Here is a 23,688-nt window from a genome sequence, read left to right as displayed (position 1 = left end):
TGGCGATCGCGTAGTCGAACCCGTCGTAGCGGCTGCCCTCCTTGAAGAGCATCGGCGGCGTGCCCGGCTCCGCGGCGACGCGGAGCACCCCGGCGTCCACCACCTTCTGCAGCGAGTCATCCTCGGCGGCGACGGCCGGGGACAAGGAACAACAAAGAAAGGCAAAGGCTCCAGTAAAGGAAAGATACGGCCTGGCGTTCCTGGTCATGAGTGTCGTGCCCCCTCCGCTGCGATCGATGATGGAAGAACCGTTTGGGTTTCGTGCGGGCGCCGCGGACGAAGCTCTTGAATCCGCCGCGGAGCGGAAGTCAACGCAGGTGACCGACCCGAGAGCGTCGGGCGAGCACCCCTTTGTTCGAGCCTTTGCTTCTTTCTGCATTTCATCGCCTTCCACCCACCCTGCTACTGCTGCGACTTCGCGCAGCGGAAGCCGAGGCTCGAGCTGCGGTCGGCGGGCGACTTCGGGATGCGGTTGTAGGTCCGCCCGTCGGAGAGCTCCCAGGAATCCCAGGAGCCGCCGGCGACCAGGCGCAGGTCGGGCTCTTCCTCGCTCGCCGATGCGGTCCATTCGCTCACGTTGCCGGCCATGCCGAGAACGCCGTAGGGACTGCGGTCGCGCGCATAGCGGCTGTCGGTCACCGGCCAGGTCGGAATCTGCTTCGCGGCGGCCGATTTCTCGTCATGCCGCTCGGCCCCGAGGATGTTCGCGGTCGCCGGATCGAGGACATTGCCGGTCGGATAGGAACGGCCGTCGGTGCCGCGGGCCGCCTTCTCCCACTCGATCGCCGTCGGCAGGCGGCCGCCTGACCAGCGGCAGAAACTCGCGGCCTCGCTCCAGGCGACGAAGACCACCGGGTTGTCGCGATGCCCGGCGAGGTAAGCGCGGTCCTCCCAGTAGGAAGGGAGCTCGCGGGGGCCGCAGGCGCTGCCGCGCGGGCAGGCCTCGAGGAACTCCTCGTAGCGCCCGTTGGTGACCTCGGTGCGCTCGATCGAAAAGGGCGGCACGTCGATCTCGGACTGATCCGGGCCGGAGGCGAAGAGACCTGCAGGAACGGCGATCCACGGCTTGTTCGAGGCCTGGGCGTCGGCCGCCGGCCGGGACTTCTCGGCAGCCTTCTCCGCCGGACGGCCCTCTTGCCGGACCTCGGTTCCGCTGGGCGGTGCCGCTTGCGGGCGGTTCCAGGGGAGCTGCTCGGGCGGAACGAAACGGTAGACGGCGGTCACGACCAGTCCGAGGCCGATCAAGAACAGGAGGAGCTTGCCGAGCGGCGTCAACTTCATCGTGGATCTCCTGAATCGAATGCTGCGACAGTCCCGGTTTCGACGGCTTCGACGCCCGCACTGCCTGCGATACCTGCGATGCTCGAGACAGTCGCCCTGTGCAGGTCCGTGCGGGCCGATGCTAGATCAGTTCGCCGGCAGTCGGAAGCGTCTCCCGGTCTCCTGCTTTCGCATCGTCGCGCCTTCCCGACACCTCGTTTCACAAAGGTCCTTGCTCAGGACCGGCCCGGACCTACCCGCCCGGAAAGATCTTGCCCGGGTTCAGGATGCCGCGCGGGTCGAGCGCCGCCTTGACAGCGCGCATCGCGGAGATCTCGGCGGGTGCGAGGGCCAGGGGCAGAAATCGGCGCTGCACGAGTCCAATGCCGTGCTCGCCGGAGATCTTGCCGCCGAGCGCTACCACGGCCCGGAAGAGCTCCTCCTCGGCGCGATCGCGGCGCTCGATCCAGAGCTCCGCAGGGAGCTCGCCGCGCAGCAGGTTGACGTGCAGGTTGCCGTCGCCGGCGTGGCCGTAGCAGATCGCCGTCAGTCCCTGCCGGTCGGCGGCGGCGCGCGCCGCCCGGACCAGGGGGGCGAGGGCCGCGCGCGGCACGACGGTGTCCGCCTCCTTGTAGACCGAGAGCTGCTTGACCGCCTCGCCGATCCGGCGGCGAATCTGCCAGAGACGGCGCTGGCCGGCGGCGTCGTCCGCCACCAGGGCGGGGGAGGCGCCGAGCGATTGCGCCAGCTCGTCGATGCCGGCCGCGGCCGAGAGGAGCGCCGCCGCGTCGGAGCCGTCGAGCTCGAGGAGAAGCATCGCCGCCGCAGCCGCGAGCTCGCGCGGCAGCGCTTCGACCCGAGTCACGGCGTCGAGGGCGGCGCGCTCGGCGATCTCGCAGGCGGAAGGGTCGAAGCCGTCGCTCCAGATCCGTTCGACCGCCTCCGCGGCGGCCTCGAGGGTCGGGAAGGGGAGGATCATGGTGAGCGTCGCCGCCGGTTTGGCGAGCAGCCGGAGGGTCGCCGCTGTGATGACAGCGAGCGTCCCCTCGGAACCGACGAGGAGCTGAGTCAGGTTGTAGCCGGTGGCGTCCTTGCGGTTCTTGCCGCCTGCGGGCAGCAGGGAGCCGTCGGCAAGGACGGCTTCGAGACCGAGGACGTAGCGCCGGGTGGTGCCGTACTTCGCGCTGCGCGGCCCGGCCGCGTCCTCCGCGATGTTGCCGCCCAGCTGACAGCTCTCGCGGCTCGACGGGTCGGGGGGATAGAACAGCCCGACCGCCTCGACGGCGTTCTGCAGGTCGGCGGTAATGACGCCGGCCTCGACGACCGCGACGAGATTCCGGCGGTCGATCTCGCGGATCCGGTTCATCCGCTCGAGACCGAGAACGATGCCGCCGGTCGCGGCCAAGGCCCCCCCCGAGAGCCCCGTGCCGGCGCCGCGCGGCGTCACTGCGAGCCGCCGGTCGTGGGCGAAGCGCAGGATCGTCTGCACCTCGGCGGTGGAGGCCGGGAGTGCGACCGCCGCCGGCAGAAAGCGCAGGTCCTCCGTTTCGTCCTGTGCATAGCGCTCGCGGGCGGAGGCCTCCCCGAGGAGCGATCCCGGTCCGAGATGGGCGGCGAGTGCGGCGATGTCGGCCGCGGTCGGTTGCCGGAGCGGCTCTTCCGGGCTCACGGGTGGAGGTGGGCGAGGAGCAGGGTCGCCGTGCCGAGGAAGGCGAGAAAGCCGCAGACGTCGGTGGCGGTGGTGACGAGGATCGAGCTGCCGAGGGCAGGATCGAGGTTCAGGCGCCGGAGGACCAGCGGCACGCCGGCGCCGAAAAAGCCGGCGATCGTCAGGTTGACGGTCGCGGCGAAGAAGAGCACGCCGGCGAGAACAGCGTTGCGCTCCCAGATCAGGGCGACGAGGCCGAGGACGAGGCCCGTGCCGAGGCCGTTCATCAGGCCGACGGCCGTCTGCCGCATCAGCACGCCCCCGGCGCGACGCAGGTCCATCTCGCCCAGGGCGAGGGCGCGCACCATGACCGTGAGGGTCTGGGTGCCGGCATTGCCGCCCATGCCGGCGACGATCGGCATGAAGACCGCGAGCACGACGTACTTCGCGATCGTCGCCTGGAACTGGCTGACGACGAAGGCGGCGAGGAAGGCGGTCGTGAGATTGACCAGGAGCCAGGGCAGGCGCAAGCGCACCGAGCGCATGGCGGTGGTCGAGACTCCCTCCTGGACGGACAGGTTGGCGAGGCGGTAGAGGTCCTGCGTGGCCTGCGCTTCGACGACGTCGAGAACGTCGTCGACGGTGATCGCGCCGGTGAAGCGGCCTTCGCCGTCGACCACCGGGATCATCAGGAGGTCGTAGCGCGAGAAGACCTGCGCCACCTCCTCCTCGGGGGTGTCCACCCGGACGGTCACGACCTCGGTCGACATGATCTCGCGCAGCGGCCGGTCGGCGGCGGCGGTGACCAGTTGCCAGAGCGAGACGATTCCCAGCAGGTGGAGCCGCTCGTCGGTGATGTAGAGATAGAAGAGGCGCCGCCCCTCGGCGAGCTGACGCACTTGCTTGAGCGTCGTGTCGACGGTCTGTTCGGCGGGGAAGTGCGGCGCTTCGGGGTCCATCAGGCCGCCGGCGGTCGCCGCCCCGTAATGCATCAGATTGGCGAGCTGGTTGGCCGCTGGGCGGTCGAGGAGCGCCATCACCGCCTGGGCGCGGTCCGAATCGAGCCGCTCGAGCAGATCGACGGCGTCATTGGCGGAGATCTGGCGGAGGAGGCCGGCGAGGGCGCCGTCCTCGAGCTTGGCGAGGATGGTCGCCTGGATGTCGGGGCCGAGCTCGGCCACCGTCCGGCCGGCGAGCTTGAGCTCGAGCAGGGTCTCCATCAGGCGGTCCTGCTCGTCGGGCGCGAGCAGTGGCACCAACCGGGCGAGGTCGGCGGGGTGGAGCCGCGCCAGCAGGCGTCGCGCCGGCTTCTGCTCCGGACGGCGCAGCAGGCGCAGGATCAGGCGCTGGCGGTGACTTCCGGCGGCGCTCCGCCGGGCGCTCGCGATGGCCTCGTTCTGCACGACGTGGATGTTAGAGTAATTCGCGATGATCCAAGAGCTTTTCCATATCGGGCCGATTGTGATCAGTCCTTTCGGCGTCATGCTGGTGATGGCCTTTTTCTCCGGCTACCTGCAGCTCAAGCGCGGCATGAAGCGCCTGGGAGTAGGGAGTGAGGAGGATGCCAGCTCGATCCTCTTCGCCGCCGGCGTCGGTGGCATCCTCGGCGCGAAGATCTACTACGCAATTCTCTACGGCGACTGGCGCCTGCTGTTCGATCGCTCCGGCCTCGTCTGGTACGGCGGCTTCATCCTGGCGACCGCCGCGGTCCTCTGGGTGATCCGGCGCCGGCGGCTGCCGTTCTGGCCGCTCCTCGACGCCGCGACTCCGGCGCTCGCGCTCGGTTACGGTGTCGGGCGGATCGGCTGCTTTCTGGTCGGCGACGACTACGGGCGGCCGAGCGATCTGCCGTGGGCCATCGCCTTCCCGAACGGCCTGCCGCCGACGACCGCCGGCTACCTGCGGTCGGAGTTCGGCGTGGCGATCCCGCCCGGAGTCGCGGACGACCAGTTGCTGCGCGTCCACCCCACCCAGCTCTACGAAACGGCGATCGCCTTCCTGATCGCCTGGGTCGGCTGGCGGATGCTCCGCGGTCCTTACGGCAAACGCGCCGGTCGCACCGCCCTGGCGGTCTTCGCCGGGCTCGCAGTCGAACGTTTCCTGGTCGAGTTCCTGCGCGCCAAGGACGACCGACTGCTGGCCGGGTTGACCGTGGCGCAGGGCATCAGCCTGGTGATCCTCCTGCTCTTGCTGGCGATCTGGGCCGGACGCCGCAAGGCCTGGGGCCGTGCCGCGCTTCCGGCGGCCGCGGTCGAGCGTTGAGCGGCGCGCTGGTGTTCCCGCCGGCGGGTGCCGGACTGCCCCGTCTGCTCTCGATCGCCGGTTCCGACTCGAGCGGTGGCGCCGGGATCCAGGCGGATCTCAAGACCTTCGCGGCCCACGGTGGCTACGGCATGACCGCCATCACGGCGATCACGGCGCAGAACACCCTCGGGGTGAGCGCTGTGCAGGCCCTGCCGCCGGCCCTCGTGGCGGCCCAGATCGACGCGGTTTTCGCTGATCCGGGCGTCGACGCGGTGAAGATCGGGATGCTGGCCGAGACCGGGATCATCGACGCGGTGGCCGCCTGCCTGGTCGCGGCGCCAGCCGCCTCTGCCTCCCCTTCGAGCGCCCTGCGCGCAGACCGGCGGCCACCGCGACCACCGGTGGTGCTCGACCCGGTCATGATCGCGAAAAGCGGCAATGCGCTCCTCGACGCCGATGCCGTGGACCACCTGCAGCGCCTTTTCCCGCTCGCGACCCTGCTGACACCGAATCTGCCGGAGGCGGAGCGCCTCGACGGCGCGTCTGCCGCCAGCACGCCGGCGGCGAGGGAGCGCCTGGTGCGGCGGCTCGGGGAGCGCTGCGCAGCCGTGCTGCTCAAGGGCGGGCATGCGGAGGGGGGCGAGGTCGTGGACCTCCTCTGGGACGGCTCCAGAGTTCACAGCTTCGTCCACCCGCGGATCGCGAGCCGGTCGACCCACGGCACCGGGTGCACCCTCTCGTCGGCGATTGCGGCGCGCCTCGGGCGCGGCGAGAGCCTGGTCGAGGCGGTCGCGGGGGCGATCGACTGGCTGCACGAGGCGATCGTCCGTGCCATTCCGATCGGCGCCGGCACCGGCCCGGTCGATCCCTTCTGGATGCAGCGCCGACCGGACGCCGGCGTCGCTGCTGGAGCGACAGTCCGGCGTGGCGGGTGTCTGGCATGACGGCGAATGCGAGCCGGGCTTCGGCCATGGATCTCCTGGATCTCCTGGTGGTCGGCGCGGGGCCGACGGGCATCGGCCTGGGCGCCGAAGCCCGGCGGGCGGGTCTCACGACGCTGCTGGTGGACCGCGGCCCCCTGGTCGCCTCGCTCGTCGACTACCCGGCCGAGATGCTGTTCTTCACCACGCGAGAGCGTCTGGAGATCGCCGGCGTGCCGTTCGCGATCCCGGACGACAAGCCGAATCGGCGGCAGGCAGTGGCCTACTATCAGGCCGTGGCAGCGAAGTACGAGCTGCCCCTGGCGCTGCATGAGGACGTCGAAGCGATCCGGAAGACGGCCGACGGCTTCGTCGTCTCCTGCCGAGGACGCTCCGGCGCCGTCGATCGGCGCGCCCGGGCCGTCGCGGTCGCGACGGGCTACTTCTGTCATCCGTTACGCCTGGGGGTCCCCGGCGAGGATCGACCATGGGTCCACAGCCGCTATCGCGAGCCGCTGTCCCATTTTGGGGACTCGGTCGTCGTCGTCGGAGGTGGCAACTCGGGCGTCGAGGCGGCTCTCGACCTTTTCCGCCATGGCGCGCGGGTCACCCTCGTGCACCACGGCCCGGCCCTCAAGGAGACGGTCAAGTACTGGGTCAAGCCGGACATCGAGAACCGCATCGCCGAAGGCGGCATCCGGGCGCTGCTCGGCGCCGAGGTGGTCGAGTTCGTGGACGGCGCGGTGCGGGTCCTTCTGCCCGGCGGCGAAGGCCGGATCGAGGAAGTCGCCGCCGGAGCGGCCTACGTCCTGATCGGATACGCTCCGGAGACCGGAGTCCTCGAAGCTGCAGGTGTGCGGGTCGATCCGGCGACCGGGGCTCCGGAGTTCGATCCGGGAAGTTGCGAAACCGCGGTCCCCGGCCTCTACGTCGCGGGGACGATCCAGGCGGGGCGCGAAACCCACAGAATCTTCATCGAGAACTCTCGTGACCACGGGGTCCGGATCGCGCAGCACCTGCGCGCCAGGCTTCGTGGTACGACGATTGCAGCGGGTCTGGAATCCGATCGCCGCTCGCCTCCCGTACTGGATCGATGAGACCGGGATCGATGAGACCGCTTCCCGAAGGAGTCCGCAGAATGAACAGCTCGCCAAGCCGCAACGGTTCCGCAGCTCTCGCCGCACTCGCCTTCGTCGCCTCGGTGGTCGGGGCGCAGGTGCCGGGCACGCCCGAAGCCGCGCCCGCCTCGATCTTCGGCGAGACCGTCGAGGTGCGGGTCATCAACGTCGAGGTCGTGGTGACCGACAAGCAGGGGCTGCCGGTTACGGGTCTCCAGCCGGGCGATTTTGCGCTCAAGGTCGACGGCGCCGAGGTTCCGATCCAGTACTTCACCGAGGTCCGGGGCGGCGACGCCATCGAAGGACCGCCGGACGCTCCGGTGATGGTCCCCGGAGTGCCGCAGCTCGCGCCGGGGACGCCGGTCGGAACCAGCTACCTGGTCTTCATCGACGACTTCTACCCGCTTGCGCGCGATCGCGACCTGGTGATCGAGAAGCTCTCCGCCGACCTCGGGCGGCTGCGCCCCGAGGACCGCATGGCCGTCGTCGCCTACGACGGTCTGCAGCTCGAGATGCTCTCCTCCTGGTCGCAGTCGAGCGCCGAGCTCGAGCGCGTCTTCCGCAAGGCGATGGCCCGGCCAGCGAAGGGCATCCAGCGGGAATCGGACGACCGCAGGTTCACCCAAGCCACTCGCAGCGACCGATTCTACGGCCACCGTCCGCGCCTGCTCGACTCGACCCAGATGCGACTGGACGTCGACGAGCGCGCCTACGCCGAGACGCTGCAGGATCAAGTGAAGGGGATCGTCGCCGCCGCCACTTCGGCGCTGCGCGGGTTTGCCAACCCGCCGGGTCGCAAGGTCCTCGTCCTGCTCGCCGGGGGATGGCCGTACGATCCCGTGCAGTACGCCATCAACGACTACAACCGGACGGTGCTCGAATCGCAGCTGAAGCGCGGTGACGAGCTCCTGGCTCCGCTGACCGATACCGCGAACCAGCTCGGCTACACGATCTACGCCGTCGACATTCCGGGCCTGACCGAGGACTCGACCACCAGCGCCGAATACGCGGCAGGCTCGAATTTCAACGATCGCAGCACCCAGTTCCAGCGCGAGAACAACGTCCAGTACTCGCTGCAGTACGTCGCCCAGGAGACCGGTGGCGAGGCGCTGCTGAACGCAGCCCGCGAAGAGGTTCTCGCCCGGGTCGCCGAGGACACCCACAGCTACTACTGGATCGGCTTCACCCCGACCTGGCAGGGCGACGATGGCAAGCACAAGGTGGCGCTCTCGACCCGCGTCGCGGACTTGAAGATCCGCAATCGGGCCGGCTTCGTCGACTTCTCGCAGCGGCGCGAGACCAGCATGGCGGTCGAGAGCATCCTGCTCTTCGGCGAAGGTCCCAACTCCCTGCCACTGCCGGTCGAGATCGGGACGTCGAGGAAGGTCTCCGGCACCAAGATGAACGTTCCGGTCACCATCCGGATTCCGCTCGAGAGGCTCACCGCTCTGCCCACCGAGAGGGGAATGAGCGCCGAGGTCGAGTTGCGGATCGCGGCCCTCGACGAGCGCGGTGGCCGGTCGGACATCCCGGTCATACCGATCCGCCTCGACATGCCGGGCAAGGCCCCCGCGGGTGCCTTCGCGACCTACACCACCATCGTCCAGCTCCGCCGGGCGAAGAACGACCTCGTGCTGGCGGTTTCGGATCCGGCGGGTGGGACGATCTACTCGGCCCGCGCCGAAGTGCAACCCTGACGCAGTGAACCTCTGCGGTGAATTCCGGAAGGTCGGCGACCCCGACCTTCCGGCATCGCTCCTCTCGAGGAACCGAATTTCATGATGAGAATTTCGCAGTGCCGTCTGCTTTTGCTTCTCGTGGCGGGTCTCGCCGCCCCCGGTATGCCCGCTCATCTCGCCGCCCAGGCTCCTGCAGCGACCCCCCTGCAGGAACCGGCGCCGCCGACAGGGGAGGCGCCGGAGGCGCCCGCCATCGGCGCCGGCGACTTCTTCGAGTCGATCGACGTCAGCGTCGTCAACGTCGACGTATACGTGACCGACAAGAAGGGCAACCGCGTCAACGGCCTGACCCGCGACGATTTCGAGATCATCGAAGACAAGAAGCCGATGGCGATCACGAACTTCTACGCCGTCACCGAAGGCCGGCCGGTGTTGTCCGAAGAGGAGCTTGCCGCCCCCGCCGAGCCGGTGCCGGGCGCCGTCCCGGGAATGCCCCCGCCGGTGCCGGAGGATCAGCGCCTGCACCTCGTGGTCTACATCGACAATTTCAACATTCATCCGTTCAGCCGCAACAAGGTCTTCGGCTCCCTGCGCGAGTTCCTGCGCTCGGACCTGACGCCGGGCGATCGCGTGATGCTGATGACCTACGACCGCGAGCCGCACGTCCGGCGGCCGTTCACCTCCGATCCCCAGGTCATCGCTTCGGCGCTCTTCGAGCTCGAGAAGCTGAACGCCTTCGCCACCCAGGCCGACTCGGAGCGCCGCGAGCTGCTGCGCGAGCTCGAGGACATGAAGGACCCGAACATGGCGCTCACCCGGGCGCGGAGCTACGCCGAGTCGATCTTCAACGACCTGCAGTTCTCGATCGACTCGCTGAAGAACACGGTGAGCTCCCTCGCCGGACTTCCGGGCAGGAAGGCGGTCCTCTACGTGAGCGACGGACTGCCGATGATCGCCGGCCAGGACGTCTTCCACTACGTGCAGGAGAAGTTCTCGTCGTCGGGCTCTTCGACCGCGATCATGGAGAGCCTGAGCTACGACTCGTCGCGCCGGATCCAGGAGCTGGTGGCCCAGGCCAACGCCAACCGGATCTCGTTCTACACCATCGACGCCGAAGGCCTGCGGACTTCCTCCTCGATCTCGGCCGAGAATCGCACGGCGAACACGAGCGGGATGGTCGACTCGATCCACACCTCGAACCTCCAGTCGACGCTCCAGATGATGGCGGAGGAGACCGGCGGCAAGGCGATCTACAACACGAACGACCCGGCCAAGGGCCTCCTCACCGTGGCCGGGGACTTCAAGACCTATTATTCGCTGGGCTACAGCCCCGTGCACAGCGGCGACGGCCGGTACCACAAGATCGATGTGCGCACGAAGCGCAAGGATCTGGTCGTCCGACACCGCGAGGGGTATCGCGACAAGACGAGCGAAGCCAAGATGTCCGACGGCGTGATCTCGGCGCTGTTCTACGACGCGGAGAGCAACAGCCTGGGTATCGGAGTGGAGCGCAAGCCGGAGATCCGGCGCGATGACGGCCTCTTCACCGTCCCGGTCGAAGTGCGTATCCCCATCGGCAAGCTCGTCCTGGTGCCGGCCGAGAACCTGCGTCAGGCGCGGGTGCGGGTCTTCTTCGCCGCCATGGACGACAGCGGCGGCATGTCCGAGGTGCAGAGCTCCGTCGTGCCGATCGTGATCCCCGAGGCGGAGGTGGCGACCGCCGTGAAACAGGTCTACGTCTACACGATTTCGCTTATGATGCGGAAGGGGCCGCAGAAGCTCGCTGTCGGCGTTCGGGACGAGGTGGGCGCGACGCAGGCCTTCACGGTGCGCACGATGAACATCGGCGGCAAAGGATGACCAAGCCGGCGGGCTGGATCGCCCGGGTTCAGAATCTGGGATCGGCCTATTTCGCTGTCGTCCGCGCCGAGATCTCGGCTGCCCTGGCGGATCTGGCCGAGTCCGGGCGCAGCCTGTTGCGCGCCGCCCTGCTGTTCACGATCACGCTCGCCCTGGGCTTCTGGACCGTCGGCCTGCTGGTCTATTTCCTGATCGAGATGCTGGCGCTCTGGTTGCCGCGCTGGGGCGCCGTCGGCATCGTCTTCGCTGTTTTCGTCCTCGGGACCGTGCTGTTCGCCATGGCGTCGGTGGCGCGCGCCCGCCGGATCGAGGCGCCGACCGCGATGCTGGATCGCCGCTTGCGCGACCATACCGCCTGGTGGCAGTCGCGTCTCGGCGCAGAAGACGAGGGCTCCGCAGTCGCGGAGCTCGGCGACGAGGAGGAGCGGTGAGCCACGATCCCGAAGATCTCGCCGGTACCCGCGAGCGCTTCGCCGTCGACCTCGACGAGCTGCGCGGCAACCTGCAGGAGGAGCTCGGTTGGGCGCCGCGTGGCCTGCGCTGGATCGTTCCGATCGTCGCCCTGGCGGCGGGGCTCGCGGCCGGGATCGTCCTGAAGCGCAATCTGCCGCGCTTGCGCGGGGACTCCCCGTTGCCGAAGCGCCGTCGCTGACGTTGCCGGCGTCGCCGGTGCGCAACGCGTCGCCCGGGCGGCGGTAGAATCCCCTCGTGACGGCGCAGCCAACCCCGCAGGTTCCCGCCGGTCGAAAGACCGTCCTTCTGTTCACCAAGCCGCCGGTCGAAGGGCGCGTCAAGACGCGTCTGATCGGCGCCCTCTCGGCCGCTCAAGCAGCCGACCTGCACGCTGCATTCCTCGGCGACCTTGTCGAGAGGCTCTCCGGCGCCGACTTCGAGCTCGTCCCTGTCTGGGCTTTGGAGGAGGGCGAGCCGCTTCCCGCAGTGCCGCCCCGAGGCCGGCGGCAGGTCGATGGCGACCTCGGCGCCCGGATGCGTCATGCCTTCACGGAGCGCCTCTGCACCGCACTCATGGAGCCTGCAGAACAGTTCGCCGTCGCCATCGGCAGCGACCTGCCGCAGCTCGATCCGCAGCGGGTCGAAGAGGCCTTCCGGGCTTTCGAGGCGGGTGCCGAAGTCGTGCTCGGACCCGCCGTCGACGGCGGCTACTACCTGATAGGACTGGGCGCCGTGGCGCTGCGTGCGGCAGTCTTCGAGGACATCGCCTGGAGTACCGGCGCGGTGCTCGCGCAAACCCTGGAACGCTGCCGCGCGGCCGGGCTCACCGTCGCGCTGTTGACGGAAGAGGAGGACATCGACACCATCGAGGGCCTCGGGCGCCTCGCGGCGCGCCTCGACGCGGGGGAGCTCCCTTCCTGCCACCGCACCTCGAAGCTGCTCGCGGGCTGGCTCCGGGCTCCTGGCGCGGCCGGTTCGCCGGGCTCGTCCGGTGCGGTCTTTGGGGGGGCGGCCGTGGAGGATCCATGCGTGTTCTGACTGCAGCAGAGGCAAGGGCGTTCGACCGCTGGGCGATCGACGAGCTCGGCGTCCCCGCCATGGTATTGATGGAGAACGCCGCCCTCGCTCTCGCCGAGGCGATCGGTTCGAGCTTCGGCGAGGCGCGCCGGATCGCGATCTTCTGCGGACCGGGGAGTAACGGCGGCGATGGCCTGGCGCTCGCCCGGCAGCTCGTCACGCGCGGCTACGAGGTCGGCATCTTCCTGGCGAACTTCGGCCGGGCGCCCTCCGCCGATTGCGCTCAGCAGCTCGCGATCTGCCGGGCGATGGGCCTCGCGACCTTCGATCTCGCCGCGGACTGGCAGGAGAGCGCCGAGTCGGCCTTCACCGCGGATCTCGTCGTGGACGCGCTCTTCGGCACCGGCCTCGAACGCCCGCTGCGGGCCCCCTACGACGAGCTCGTCGAGTGGATGAACGCCCTGCCGGCGCCCCGCCTCGCGGTCGACCTCCCGAGCGGCCTCGACGCCGGCCGCTCGCATCCGATCGGCCCGGCGATCCAGGCCGACGCGACGGTGACGTTCGGCGCCCCCAAGATCGCCCATCTGCTGCAGCCTGCGGCCGAGTGGGTCGGCGAGCTCTCGGTGGCCGATTTGGGTGTGCCGTTCGACTCGAGCCCCTGCGCCGGAGGCAACCTCGAGGTGCTGACCGGTGAAGATCTGCGGCACGGCTTGCCGGCACGGGCCTCGGCCGCGCACAAGGGGGAGTTCGGGCATGTCCTTCTGGTCGCCGGCTCGCGCGGCAAGGCGGGGGCCGCGATCCTCGCGGCACGTGGCGCGGTCCGAGGCGGCGCCGGCCTGGTGACGGTCGCGACGGTCGACTCGGCCTGGGCGGCGCTCGCCAGTGCCGCTCCCGAGGCGATGAGCCTGCCACTCGCCGAAGATGCGAGCGGCGGGCTGCCGTTCGCGGCGCTCGCCCGCCTGCTCACGGCCGCCCGGGAGCGCGATGTCCTGGCCCTCGGTCCGGGACTCGGGCAGTCGCCTGGCACCTTCAAGCTGGTGCAGCGCCTCGTGGTCGAGCTCGCCGACCTGCCGCTGGTGCTCGACGCGGACGGGCTGAACGCGCTCGCGGCGGCGGCGGCCTCCGGTGCCGGCGCCGGCGCCAAGGGCGCGAAGGGAGGGCGCAGGGGAGCGGGCGGCCTGCGTCTCCTCGCCAGGCGGCGCGCCGCCACCATTCTGACTCCGCACCCCGGCGAGCTCGCGCGGCTGTTGGGTTGCTCCACGGCTGAGGTCGAAGCCGACCGCCTGGCGAGCGTCCGGCGCGCGTCCGAGCTCTCGGGCGCCATCGTCGTGCTCAAGGGCAGCCGATCGCTGGTCGGTCTGCCCTCGGGAGAGGTCTCCATCAACACGACCGGTAACCCCGGCATGGCCAGCGGCGGCAGTGGCGACGTGCTGACCGGCCTGATCGCAGCACGCCTCGCGCAGGGCGACGACCCGGCGTTCGCGGCGCAGGTCGCGGTACACTTGCACGGTCTGGCCGGCGATCTGGCGGTCGCCGCCGGCGTCGCTCCGGCGGTGCCGGCCGGGACGTTGGCGGAGTACCTGCCGCAGGCTTACGGGAAGCTCGGCCAGGCGTGAGGGTCTGGCACACGGCGAGCGTCGCCGAGACCCGGGCGCTGGGCGCCGAGCTGGCGCGGGAGCTCCTGCCAGCAGGTTGCCTGTTGCTCTATGGCGGCCTCGGCGCCGGCAAGACCGTGCTCGCCCAGGGGGTCGCCCTCGGGTTGGGCATCGACCCGCGCGAGGTGCAGTCGCCGACCTTCGCGCTGCTGCGGGAACACGAGATGCCGGGCGGAGTGGGCGGGGAGGAGAGGGCCGAAGGGCGTCTCTCGCACCTCGACCTCTACCGGATCTCGCCGTCCGAGGCGGCCGCCTGCGGCTTCGAAGAGGTTCTCCTCGGACCGGGAGTGAAGATCGTCGAGTGGGCGGAACGCCTGCCGTTCCTCGTCCCGGGCGCGCTGGCCCTGACGTTGCGGGAGGGGGAAGGCGACCGGCGGGAGATTGCCGAGCTCGCGAGCCAGCCGGAGCCCGCGCCGGAGTGAAGCCGGTTGTCCGAGATCTGTTGTCTGCCTAGCCTGTCGTCTGCCTAGCCTGTCGTCGGAATACCGCTGTCCGAAATCAGCTACCTGAGAGGAAGGAAAGAGATGGCCATTCGCAAAGTCGGAGTTCTGGGCTGCGGCCTGATGGGATCCGGGATCGCCGAGATCGCGGCGAAGGCGGGGTTCGAGACGGTGGTCCGGGAGGTTTCGGACGCCCTGCTCGAGAAGGGCATGGGCCGCATCCGCGGTTCGCTCGCCAAGGCGGTCGAGAAGGGCAAAATGACCGCCGAAGACCGCGACGCGGTCCTCGGAAGGATCCGGGGGACGACCTCCTTCGAGCCGATGGCCGACTGCGACCTCGTGGTCGAGGCGATCGTCGAGAACCTGGAGGAGAAGAAGGCGACCTACGCGGCGCTCGACAAGGTGGTCCAGCCGGGCGCCATCTTCGCGTCGAACACCTCTTCGCTGACGGTGACCCAGCTCGCCATGGCGACTTCGCGTCCGTCGCGTTTCGTGGGCCTCCACTTTTTCAACCCGGTGCCGGTCATGAAGCTGGTCGAGGTGGTGCGCACGCTCCTCACCGACGACAGCGTCCTCGCCGAGATCGATGTCTTCTGCCGCGCCCTGGGCAAGACGCCGGTCGCCTGCAAGGACAACTCCGGGTTCATCGTCAACCGGCTGCTCGTGCCCTATCTGCTCGATGCGATTCGCGCCCTCGAAGAGGGCGTGGGCTCCGTGGCCGACATCGACGAGGGGATGAAGCTCGGTTGCGGCTACCCGATGGGGCCGTTCCAGCTGCTCGACTTCGTCGGGCTCGATACGACCTACTTCATCGCCAACATCATGTTCGAGGAGTACCGGGAGAAGCGTTTCGCGCCGCCGCCGCTCCTCAAGCAGATGGTGCAGGCCGGGCGGCTCGGCAGGAAGAGCGGCCGCGGCTTCTACGACTATGCACCGGCCGCGAAGTGACCGTGGGGCGACCCTGTTAGAATCGGGCTCTCCACGATGACGTCCCCCCGCGCTGCATGCCCGAACTGAATCTCGCCGAAGAGGGGCTCGAGCTCCTCTTCGGCACCCGCGACGAGAACCTCCGCCGCATCGAGTCGGCCTTCGGGGTCGAGGTGGCGGCGCGCGGCAGTCATGTTTCGGTCGAGGGCGAGCCGGGCGCCGTGCACGCCGTCTCCCGGCTCCTCGAGCAGCTCTCCCTGCTGATCGAGAAGGGCTTCCAGCTGCGCAACGAGGACGTCACGACGGCGATCCGGGTGATCCGGGAGTCGCCGGAGACCTCTCTGGTCGACTTCTTCTCGGGCGAGGCGGCGGCGGCGTCGGCGACCGCGACGCGCCGCATGATCTCGCCCCGCAGCCTCAACCAGCAGGCCTACGTGAAGGCGATGACCGAGCACGACATGGTGATCTCGGTCGGGCCGGCGGGGACGGGCAAGACCTACCTCGCGGTCGCGATGGCGGCGGCCGCGCTGGTCGAGAAGCGGGTGAAGCGCATCGTGCTGGCGCGGCCGGCGGTCGAGGCGGGGGAGAAGCTCGGTTTCCTGCCCGGCGACCTCGCGGAGAAGGTGAATCCCTACCTCCGCCCGCTCTACGACGCGCTCTACGACATGCTCGGCTACGAGAAGGTCGGCCGGATGCTGGAGCGCGGCATGATCGAGGTCGCGCCGCTCGCGTTCATGCGCGGCCGGACGCTCAACGACGCCTTCATCATCCTCGACGAGGCGCAGAACACCACGCCGGAGCAGATGAAGATGTTCCTGACCCGGATCGGCTACAACTCCCGGGCTGTCATCACTGGCGACATCACGCAGACCGACCTGCCGAAGTCGATCGTCTCCGGCCTCCGGGAGGCGATTGACGTCCTCTCGGGAGTCGACGGGATCAGCTTCATCCACTTCGACGAGCGCGACGTCGTCCGCCATCCACTGGTCCAGAAGATCGTGGCCGCCTACGACCGCCACTCGCGAAAGGGCGTGGAGCCATGAGCCCGGAGGTCGTCCTGTCGGGGGCCGGCCGCTTTCCCCGCCTGCCTGCGAAGGGGCTCGCTCCCTGGATGGAGAAGCTGGTGGCCGACCTCGCGCCAGAGTGCGATTCGGTCGGCGTCCGGTTCGCCGGCGATCGCACCATGCAGCGCCTGAATCGCGACTTCCGCGGCAAGGACAAGACGACCGACGTGCTCTCGTTTCCCGGTGGAGAATCGCCCGAAGGCCGCCACCTGGGAGACATTGTGGTGTCGATTCCGACCGCCGAGCGCCAGGCGGCGGCGCGGGGCGCCGCCCTCCTGGACGAGGTGAAGCTCCTGCTGCTCCACGGCGTCCTGCATTGCCTCGGCTACGATCATGAGAGCGATGGGGGCGAGATGGAGAAGCTCGAAGGGCGCCTCCGCCGCCGTTGGCTGAAACGGGCATGAGCGAGCTGCCGGAGATCGCCGGTTCGTCCACCCCTTACCTCTGGCTCGCGCTGCTGCTGCTGGCGGCGCTGCCGCCGCTGTCGCTCGCCACGGTGCTGCTCGAGCGCTCGGGACCGATCCGGTTGCGCCATTGGGTGGAGGAGACCGGTGGGCGCCTCCGCCGACTGTGGGAAGAGCCGGCGCGCTTCGGCCTCTACCGCTACCTGCTGAATCTCTCCGCCAAGCTCGTCCCCCTGGTGCTCTGCCTGGCGCTCGGCAGGGCGGGCGAACGGCTCGGCATGGGCAGCCCGTTCCTCTACGCCGTCGCCAGCGTCGCCCTGGTCGTGGCGCTCTCCGAGATCGCCGCCCGCCGGATGCTCCGCCGGAGCCCGGAGGGGGCCCTCGCTTCGCTCACCTGGATCTACCGCGCCGCCTACTACGTCTTCTGGCCGCTGATCTCGCTGCTCGGGCCCCTCCTGCGCGTGCCGCGCGACCTCTACGACGACCGCGACGACGACGAGGCCTCCGAGGAAGAGGTCGAAGCGTTCATCGAGGTCGGCACGCAGGAGGGGATCCTCGAGCCGGAGGACCGGGACCTGGTCTGGGGGGTCGTCGACTTCGGCGACACCCAGGCACGCAGCATCATGACTCCGAGGGTGGACATGGTCTGCGGGCGCATGGGCGACTCGCTCGACCGGCTGGCCGAGATCTTCACCGAGTCGGAGTACTCGCGCCTGCCGCTCTACGGCGAGTCGATCGACCAGATCGCGGGCGTTCTCCATCTGCGCGACCTCTTCCGCGCCCTGCGCACGGAGCCGCGCCCGGCGCTCGAGACGATCGCGCAGACGCCGTTCTTCATCCCGGGCACGAAGCACCTGGGCGAGCTCCTGAAGGAGCTCCAGGCGCGGCGCCAGCAGATGGCGATCGTGCTCAACGAGTTCGGCGGCACCGAGGGTCTGGTGACGATCGAGGACGTGATCGAGGAGATCGTCGGCGAGATCGCCGACGAGCACGACGACGAGCCGCAGGAGAACCGGCTGCTCGACGACGGGAGTCTGCTCCTCGACGGCCGCGCCGCGCTCGACACGCTCGACGAGTTCTTCGGCGTGACACCGCTCGAGGACGGCTACGAGACGGTCGGCGGGCTGCTCTCGGGGATCTCCGGCCAGGTCCCCGCGGCCGGCGCGACGCTCTACCATTCCGGCCTGCAGTTCGACGTCGAGAAGGCCGACGATCGCCGCGTGCTCGCGGTCCGGGTGCGACGCCCCGGTTTGAAGGAGATTCCCATTGGCTAAGGCAGGCACCGTCGCGCTCGTAGGGCGACCGAACGCAGGCAAGTCGACACTCGCGAACCGCCTGCTCGGCGAGCGTCTGTCGATCGTCTCGGACAAGCCGCAGACGACCCGGCACCGCATGGTCGGCATCCTCTCCCAAGAGGAAGGCCAGATCGTCTTCTACGACACCCCCGGGATCCACCGCCCGATGCACCGGATGAACCGCGAGATGGTCCGTGAGGCGGCCGACGCCCTGGGCGAGGCCGACATCGTCTGTCTCCTGGTCGACATCTCGCAGCCCTTCGGCAAGGGCGAGGCGTTCCTGCTCGATCTGGTGTCGAAGGCCAAGCAGCCGAAGATCGCGCTCCTCAACAAGATCGACCTGGTGAAGAAGAACAAGCTCCTGCCGATCCTCGAGCGCTACGGCAGGGAGGGGATCTTCGACGCCATCATCCCGATCTCGGCGGAGACCGGCGACGGTTGCGAGAACCTCTTGAAAGAGCTCTGGAAGATGCTCCCGGAAGGCGAGCCGCTCTACGACAAGGAACTGCTCACGATCCACCCCGAGCGCTTCCTGGTCGCCGAGCGCATCCGCGAGAAGATCCTGCGCGAGACCCGGAACGAGCTGCCGTTCTCGACCGCGGTGCTGATCGAGCGCTGGGAGGATCCGGGCCCGGAAAAGGCCTTGCGCATCCACGCCGCCCTGCTCGTCGAGCGCGAGGGCCAGAAAAAGATCCTCATCGGCCACGGCGGCGAGATGGTGAAGACCATCGGCACGGCCGCCCGCCACGACCTCGAAGAGTTCCTCGGCCGCAAAGTCTTCCTCGACCTGCGTGTCCGCACCGAAGAGGACTGGCGCGAAAACCCCCGCATCATCGCCGACATCAAGAGAGACCTCCACGCCGGCACCACCCTCGACGTCGACGACTTGAACGACGCCGCCGACGCCGTCGACGACCTCGAGCAGATGCTCGATGGTCTCGACGAGAACGAGTGAGAAGCCGCTGCCCGGCGCTCCCAGGATGCTGAAGGAGACGACAGGCGTGGAGGGCTCGAAATCGAGTTTGTCGAATCGACGAGAGGGCAGGTTTCGGTCTTGGATGAGAAGCCCTCTCCTGCCGTTCAGAATCGGCTCGGTGCTGGCGACTCTCCTCCTGCCTCTTTCCGGCGCAAAGGCCGACTCTCCTCCATCCTCGGTCGCACTCCGGTTGACTTGGAACTGGACCCAGACCTCGCCCCTTCCCAACTCGCGGTCGATAGCCCTCGGAGGGCCGCTCGACGACAAACGACACGAAGTTCTTGTGGTGGGCTCGCCGCGCACCGATTCCACGCTGGTCGATGGCGGCTATTGGTTCGCGCTGGAGGAGCGCCAGGGCGGATTCGACCAGAGGTGGTCCTCACTCGGGATGGAACCTGGTCCTCGGGGCCTTTACTACGTCGACGGCCCCGAACCGACGATCGTCGTCTGGACGGCTGCCGCTGCGGAGGTTTACGACTCCGCCACGAAGCGTCATCTCAGGTCGATCGCACTCGACTCGCCCCCCTACGTCGATTCGATCAACGATCTGGCAGTCGCTGACGTCGATGGTCTCGGCGGATTGGAGCTCTTGACCATCAACGACCACGACCTATTCGTCTACGATTTCGAGAGTGGCGCACTGGTCACGATCCGGTCGGGATTTGGCGGATATCGCTTCGACGTGGGACAGGCGGATGACGATCCCGCCTTGGAAGTCGTCCTGAGCGGCAACTCCCTGGGCGGCTATCTCCTCGACGGATCCAGTTGGCACGTTCAGTGGGGGCTTCTCGCCGGATTTGGATGGGAGGCTTGGCTGCTGGATATCGACGGCGATTCGCGCTGCGAGGTCATCACCAACGAGCCCAGTGCGCTCGAAGCCTGGAATCCGCGGTCGGGTTCGCGGATCTGGTCGCGAGCCGATCTCTTCCTGCTCGACCTGGAAGTCGGCCGGCTGTCGTCGTCAGGTGCTTCGATCGTCGGGCACTCGTACTCGACGGACTCGATCTCCGTTCTTCGCGCAGTCGACGGGGCTGATCTCTGGTCCGTGGCGATCGGCGACGTCGATGATGTCGAATTAGCCCTGGGCGAACTCGACGGCGACCAGGCGACGGAGATCGTGGTGGCGATGACCGGCTGGAGGCCCATGCTGACCATCGACTCGGATTCTCATCTGATCGAAGCCGAGGCGGAAAAGTTTCGCGGGCCGTTTCCGGGGCTGTCGGCTGCCGACTTCGACCTGGACGGGCGCTTCGACCTCATCGCCAACGGAATATTGGAAGGGGAGACCCAGGACGGTTGGATTCCGATCCAGTTCGACGTGGCTTCGAAGAGACTCGTCCCGACCGGACTTCCTGAAGCCGGAGTGGGGGGGAATCCCGTGGGATCCGCGGTTCTACAGACGGACGGCGATCCTCAGCCCGAGATCTGTGTTCCGGTCCGTGGCGACAACGGTTTGGTTTGCCTGGACGGAGCCTCGCGGCAGGTGGACTTCGAGGTGCCCTACCCTCACGAATCGACACCACTCGCGCAGTTCGCCTTCGACATTACAGGCGACCCTCGCCTCGAACTGATTGTGGTGACCTGGGGCGGATTCATCCATGCGTACGGAGGCGATCCCTTCTCCGAGATCTGGATCTCTTCAAAGTACACGGTGCACAGGGATCACCCCTTGATCCGCGTCGGGGACGTCGACGGTGATTCCGATCTCGAAGTCGTGGTGGGCGGAGTCGGACTGGGCGCCGGAGTCCTCACACTGCTGGACGCTGCAACTGGCGTGCTGGAGGTCGGCCCTTTCGAGGTTTGGGCCTCGGCGCTGGAGATCGTGGATCAGGGTCCTCTACTCCCGGATCTCGTGTTGGTCGGAACTGCCGATGGGAGTGTTTCCGCACTGGATCTGTCGACCGGGACGCTGCTCCCTCCCATTGCGACGTTCGAGGGCGACATCCGGTCGCTTCGCAGCGTGGATCTGACGAGAGACGGAATCGCGGACCTCGCGATCGCGGTCGAGGGCACGATCGTCGTTCGAGGAGGAGCCGAAGCCGCGACGATCTGGGAAAGCGGGCTGATCCTGGCTTCGGCTTCGGAAGCCGATTCCATGTACGTTGCTGACGTCGAGGGGAACGGAATTCCGGATCTGCTGGTCAACACGGGAATCGGATTCGTTGTCTTCGAAGGCCCGCAACTTCCGGTTTTCAGCGACAGCTTCGAATCCGGAGATACCAGTGCCTGGAGCGGATCGCTGCCATGAGGCCGACGATGTCTTCCACCTCCCGCACTCCTGCGCCTCTGCCGGCGCGGCGGCGGCGCTTGAGCCGCCGGCTCGCGACGGGTTTGATGGGCCTATGCTCGTTCGTCGTCCCGCTCGCATCGACTCTTGGCGCAGAAGGCTCGCCGCCTCTCGAGGCCCATGAAGAGTGGGCCTGGTCGCTTGGCGGCACGGACATTGGGTCATCGGGAATTCTGGCGTTGGAGCTCGACGGAGACCCGGGAGTCGAGATCTTCGTCACCGCGCATGGAGCAGGGCAGTGGATCGATCGGCTCGATGTGCTTTATCAGTTGGAGGACGACGGCGCGATTCGGCAAAGCTGGAGCTCACTGCCGTTCCCGGACCAGATCGCGCGGATTCGTGCAATCGACTTCGGTGGCGAGACGGTGGTCGCCATCGCTACGGAGACCGGTCTGACGCTTCTCGATCCGGTCAGCAAGCAGTTGATCCTGGAGATTGCCGGCCTTGGGACGTCGCTGCGGGACTTTCTCCTCGCCGACGTGAACGCCGACGGCGCGCTCGATCTGGTTCTCTGCGAGTGGAACGATCTGGTCGTGCTCGATTTTGCCACCCTCACTCCGGTCCCGGGGTTACCGCCTACCAACTGCCAGTCGCTCGAGGCTGCGAATGCCGACCTGGATGCGAATCTGGAGATCCTGACCGCGGGCATGGTGCTCGACGGTGCGACCTTGGACGTGGACTGGAGCAGCGAGACGGGTGCGGGCAGCTACGCCCGGTTCGTGGACCTGGATCGGGATGGAATCGCCGAAGTGGTCGGACGGGATCCTGACTCCTACGGTGTTCGGGCATGGAACGTCGTCAGCGGAAAGGTCTTTTGGGTGCTTCCGGAGCTGGACGACGTCCTCTCGATTGCTGGCGGGCTCGTCGTCATCGGCGGTCATGACAGCGTGCTGCTGGCTCGCAGGTCGCAGGGGGAAGCGCTGGTGGCTCTCGATGCGGCGAGTGGAGAGGTGCGGCTTTCGATTCCCGGGGACATCGACAGGGCCTGGCACGTCATTTCGGCTGACTCCGACGGAGACGGCACGGACGAAGCCCTGGTCGGATGGATCGGGCACTACGAAGGCTTTGCGCACCTCGACGCGATCGAGCTCAACGCGGGGATGGACACGCGGAGCACGGGCGGGCAGTCGGGCCCTTTCGCCGGTCTCGATATCGCGGATGTCGATCGCGATGGCAGGGTGGAAGCCGTCACGACCTCGAGGTTCTCCGGAGCTCCGGCCTATGCCTCCCAGGCGATGGTGATTGCGCTCGACGAGAGGGACCCACTCGTACTCGTGAGCGGGTGGTTTCCGCAGGAGCTCCTGGCTACGGTCGTCATCGCCGCCCAGCTCGATGAGGACCCGCAGCTCGAGATCTGCTTCGCCGGCGGTGCGGATGCGTTCTGTTTCGACTCGCAAACGCTCGAGGAGCATTGGCGGCTGCACTTCCCCTGGTACTCGAAGATCTCGTCGATCGCCGAAGTGGACATCGAGGACGACGGGCAAGTCGAACTGCTTTTTGGCTCCCGGGAGGGGTTCGTCTTCGCGATAGACGGACCGACGGGCTTTTTGAAGTGGCGCTCTCCGGATTCGGGGTATTCACCCGCCGTCAGTCAGCTCTTCGTCGGCAACGTCGGAATCTGGCCGGGCGATGAGATCGTAGCGTTCGTTCCGTTCCTCTACGACGGACTTGTCTCGGTGATGGATCGGGTGACGGGTGCATACTTGTGGGGGCCAGTTCAGATGCTGGTCTCCGTCACGACCATGGCTGTCGGGCAACTCGACGAAGATGCCGAGCAGGAGATCCTGCTGGGGAACTACGACGGGTCGGTTGCCGCTCTTGATCTCGGAACTGGCACGCTGCTTCCGCCGATTGCAAATTTCGGAGATACGGTCGAGACACTTCTGGTCGGTGAATTCGATGCCGTCCCTGGACCAGAGATCCTCGCCTGGGCGGGCGGTCGGCTCCATCTGCGAAGGCCTGGTGCTTCAGAGGACCTCTGGACCAGCCCGTTTCTCGGAAATCCTGCGACGCAACAATCGCTCGCCTTCGGGAATCTCGATCGCGACCTGAGCTGGGAGCTCGCGGCGACGGCCGGATCGACATTCGTCGTCTTCGAGCTGCCGTCCCCCGGGCCCTTCGCTGACGGCTTCGAGGCCGGTGACACCGATCGCTGGAGCGTAAACGTTCCCTGATCTTGCGGCAGCCGGGACCTGGGTGAAGTCCATCGGCATGGCGGCCCGCCACGAGATGCTCGGCGACCTCGACGAAAACGACTGAGCTCGCCCTCCGGGGTCGCGTCCCTCCCGCTCACTCTCCGACGAGCAAGAGCCGTGCGTAGAAGGTCGCGATGGGGCCGGAGCCGTCGTCGCGGAAGGTGAAGTGGACGCGCAGCTCGCCGTTGGTGGGGGAGGCGCGGTCGTCGAAGTGGACCTGCGGGTCGAGCTGCAGGCGATGCAGGT

The 23,688-nt window shown here is 68.1% G+C and carries 21 protein-coding genes; 17 read left to right on the top strand and 4 right to left on the bottom strand.

Translation table 11 applies throughout. The features are described from left to right. The 4 genes from KBI44_16395 to mgtE all read right to left on the bottom strand — a co-directional run. Positions 1 to 208: hypothetical protein (locus tag KBI44_16395; GenBank protein MBP9146059.1), on the bottom strand; the 208-nt coding region annotated here is incomplete at its 3' end. A gap of 194 nt (positions 209 to 402) precedes the next feature. After that, on the bottom strand, positions 403 to 1,281 hold the full coding sequence (locus KBI44_16390; GenBank protein ID MBP9146058.1) for an SUMF1/EgtB/PvdO family nonheme iron enzyme: 879 nt from the start codon (positions 1,279 to 1,281) through the stop codon (positions 403 to 405). Between the two features lie 232 nt (positions 1,282 to 1,513). After that, positions 1,514 to 2,929 (bottom strand): FAD-binding protein, encoded by a 1,416-nt coding sequence (locus tag KBI44_16385; protein ID MBP9146057.1) that lies wholly within the window; start codon positions 2,927 to 2,929, stop codon positions 1,514 to 1,516. Beyond that, complete coding sequence (gene mgtE, locus KBI44_16380; GenBank protein MBP9146056.1) at positions 2,926 to 4,311, bottom strand: magnesium transporter; 1,386 nt, start codon at positions 4,309 to 4,311, stop codon at positions 2,926 to 2,928. Before mgtE ends, KBI44_16385 begins: the two co-directional genes overlap by 4 nt. 25 nt (positions 4,312 to 4,336) lie before the next feature. On the opposite strand from mgtE, the gene KBI44_16375 reads away from it, so the two are divergent. The 17 genes from KBI44_16375 to KBI44_16295 all read left to right on the top strand — a co-directional run bounded on the left by KBI44_16375 (position 4,337) and on the right by KBI44_16295 (position 23,421). Then, complete coding sequence (locus tag KBI44_16375) at positions 4,337 to 5,170, top strand: prolipoprotein diacylglyceryl transferase (protein MBP9146055.1); 834 nt, start codon at positions 4,337 to 4,339, stop codon at positions 5,168 to 5,170. A gap of 35 nt (positions 5,171 to 5,205) precedes the next feature. Then, the gene (locus tag KBI44_16370) at positions 5,206 to 6,096 is read left to right on the top strand and encodes a hydroxymethylpyrimidine/phosphomethylpyrimidine kinase (GenBank protein MBP9146054.1); all 891 of its coding nucleotides are present in this window, start codon (positions 5,206 to 5,208) and stop codon (positions 6,094 to 6,096) included. After that, on the top strand, positions 6,093 to 7,169 hold the full coding sequence (locus KBI44_16365) for a YpdA family putative bacillithiol disulfide reductase (GenBank protein ID MBP9146053.1): 1,077 nt from the start codon (positions 6,093 to 6,095) through the stop codon (positions 7,167 to 7,169). Before KBI44_16370 ends, KBI44_16365 begins: the two co-directional genes overlap by 4 nt. A 41-nt stretch (positions 7,170 to 7,210) precedes the next feature. Continuing rightward, positions 7,211 to 8,887: a VWA domain-containing protein gene (locus tag KBI44_16360; protein MBP9146052.1), complete on the top strand. Its 1,677-nt coding sequence runs from the start codon at positions 7,211 to 7,213 to the stop codon at positions 8,885 to 8,887. An 81-nt stretch (positions 8,888 to 8,968) separates the two neighbouring features. Continuing rightward, positions 8,969 to 10,729, top strand: coding sequence for a VWA domain-containing protein (locus tag KBI44_16355; GenBank protein MBP9146051.1), 1,761 nt, complete (start codon positions 8,969 to 8,971; stop codon positions 10,727 to 10,729). Then, complete coding sequence (locus tag KBI44_16350) at positions 10,726 to 11,160, top strand: phage holin family protein (protein ID MBP9146050.1); 435 nt, start codon at positions 10,726 to 10,728, stop codon at positions 11,158 to 11,160. The genes KBI44_16355 and KBI44_16350 overlap by 4 nt, the downstream gene beginning before the upstream one ends. Further along, a complete protein-coding gene (locus KBI44_16345) occupies positions 11,157 to 11,381 on the top strand; it encodes a hypothetical protein (protein MBP9146049.1) in 225 nt (74 codons plus the stop codon). Before KBI44_16350 ends, KBI44_16345 begins: the two co-directional genes overlap by 4 nt. Before the next feature lie 56 nt (positions 11,382 to 11,437). Beyond that, positions 11,438 to 12,220, top strand: a complete 783-nt coding sequence (locus KBI44_16340) for a TIGR04282 family arsenosugar biosynthesis glycosyltransferase (GenBank protein ID MBP9146048.1) — start codon at positions 11,438 to 11,440, stop codon at positions 12,218 to 12,220. Further along, complete coding sequence (locus KBI44_16335; protein ID MBP9146047.1) at positions 12,208 to 13,815, top strand: NAD(P)H-hydrate dehydratase; 1,608 nt, start codon at positions 12,208 to 12,210, stop codon at positions 13,813 to 13,815. The genes KBI44_16340 and KBI44_16335 overlap by 13 nt, the downstream gene beginning before the upstream one ends. After that, positions 13,812 to 14,276, top strand: coding sequence for a tRNA (adenosine(37)-N6)-threonylcarbamoyltransferase complex ATPase subunit type 1 TsaE (gene tsaE, locus KBI44_16330; GenBank protein ID MBP9146046.1), 465 nt, complete (start codon positions 13,812 to 13,814; stop codon positions 14,274 to 14,276). The genes KBI44_16335 and tsaE overlap by 4 nt, the downstream gene beginning before the upstream one ends. A 102-nt stretch (positions 14,277 to 14,378) precedes the next feature. Further along, positions 14,379 to 15,242: a 3-hydroxybutyryl-CoA dehydrogenase gene (locus tag KBI44_16325; GenBank protein MBP9146045.1), complete on the top strand. Its 864-nt coding sequence runs from the start codon at positions 14,379 to 14,381 to the stop codon at positions 15,240 to 15,242. 56 nt (positions 15,243 to 15,298) lie between these two features. Further along, on the top strand, positions 15,299 to 16,264 hold the full coding sequence (locus tag KBI44_16320) for a PhoH family protein (GenBank protein ID MBP9146044.1): 966 nt from the start codon (positions 15,299 to 15,301) through the stop codon (positions 16,262 to 16,264). Between the two features lie 68 nt (positions 16,265 to 16,332). After that, positions 16,333 to 16,689 (top strand): rRNA maturation RNase YbeY, encoded by a 357-nt coding sequence (gene ybeY / locus KBI44_16315; GenBank protein MBP9146043.1) that lies wholly within the window; start codon positions 16,333 to 16,335, stop codon positions 16,687 to 16,689. After that, positions 16,686 to 17,963 carry an HlyC/CorC family transporter gene (locus tag KBI44_16310; protein ID MBP9146042.1) on the top strand — a complete coding sequence of 426 codons (1,278 nt, stop codon included), beginning with the start codon at positions 16,686 to 16,688 and terminating at the stop codon, positions 17,961 to 17,963. The genes ybeY and KBI44_16310 overlap by 4 nt, the downstream gene beginning before the upstream one ends. Beyond that, positions 17,956 to 18,939 (top strand): GTPase Era, encoded by a 984-nt coding sequence (gene era, locus KBI44_16305; protein ID MBP9146041.1) that lies wholly within the window; start codon positions 17,956 to 17,958, stop codon positions 18,937 to 18,939. Before KBI44_16310 ends, era begins: the two co-directional genes overlap by 8 nt. 1,066 nt (positions 18,940 to 20,005) lie before the next feature. Continuing rightward, positions 20,006 to 21,208, top strand: a complete 1,203-nt coding sequence (locus KBI44_16300; protein ID MBP9146040.1) for a VCBS repeat-containing protein — start codon at positions 20,006 to 20,008, stop codon at positions 21,206 to 21,208. A 218-nt stretch (positions 21,209 to 21,426) separates the two neighbouring features. Continuing rightward, positions 21,427 to 23,421, top strand: a complete 1,995-nt coding sequence (locus KBI44_16295) for a hypothetical protein (protein ID MBP9146039.1) — start codon at positions 21,427 to 21,429, stop codon at positions 23,419 to 23,421. The last annotated feature ends 267 nt before the right edge of the window (positions 23,422 to 23,688 follow it).

The organism is Thermoanaerobaculia bacterium, assembly GCA_018057705.1.
Taxonomy (GTDB): domain Bacteria; phylum Acidobacteriota; class Thermoanaerobaculia; order Multivoradales; family JAGPDF01; genus JAGPDF01.
The sequence above is the reverse complement of the archived record's forward strand: the minus strand, read 5'-3'. Positions and strand labels throughout refer to the sequence as shown.